Consider the following 269-nt stretch of genomic DNA (forward strand, 5'->3'; position numbering starts at 1 on the left):
CAGCAGGTGAACCAAGGCGTGAGCATGGTCGGCCAGACCGGCGAAGCCCTGGAAGCCATCGTCGGCAGGGTCGGCGAGATCGACGCCCTGGTCGGCGAGATCGCGGCCTTGGGCCAGGAGCAGGCCACCGGCCTCAACCAGGTCAACGCCGCCGTCAACCAGATGGACTAAACCGTCCAGCAGAACGCCGCCATGGTCGAGCAATCGTCCGCGGCCAGCCACTCGCTGAAGGGCGAGGCCGGCAACCTGATGCAGATGATCAGCCGCTT

General features: G+C 66.5%; 1 pseudogene. It reads left to right on the plus strand.

Features of this window, described 5'->3' with window-relative positions:
• A pseudogene (locus EIK80_RS25995) lies at positions 1-269 on the plus strand (methyl-accepting chemotaxis protein); the annotation flags it as partial.

The sequence above is a fragment of the Caulobacter sp. 602-1 genome, from assembly GCF_003931565.1.
Classification (GTDB): domain Bacteria; phylum Pseudomonadota; class Alphaproteobacteria; order Caulobacterales; family Caulobacteraceae; genus Caulobacter.